The sequence below is a fragment of the Ferrovum myxofaciens genome (assembly GCF_000735045.1).
Taxonomy (GTDB): Bacteria; Pseudomonadota; Gammaproteobacteria; order Burkholderiales; family Ferrovaceae; genus Ferrovum; species Ferrovum myxofaciens.
In genome coordinates, this window is sequence record NZ_JPOQ01000227.1 from 1 (window position 1) to 253 (window position 253).

The window sequence follows — 253 nt, forward strand, 5'->3', positions numbered from 1 at the left end:
TGTCTGGCGATTATCTGCCGACACATGGCCGCAGGCCGGACACGTCCGGCTGGTGTTGCGTGCGGGAACCGCCAACACGTCGCCGCCCAGCCAAACCTGCTTGTATTCCAGTTGCCGCCTGAACTCAAACCACCCCTGATCGAGGATGGATTTATTCAGGCCAGATTTGGCTTTGACATTGCGCCCTGGCGAATCGCTGCTGCCTGCTGCGGACTTGGACATATTCCGTACCTGCAAATCCTCGATGCACACA

The 253-nt window shown here is 58.1% G+C and carries 1 protein-coding gene; it reads right to left on the bottom strand.

Annotated features, from left to right (window positions below; translation table 11 throughout):
• Positions 1-253 (bottom strand): zinc ribbon domain-containing protein (locus IV91_RS0112990; protein WP_150112499.1); only part of this gene is annotated, 253 nt, incomplete at both ends.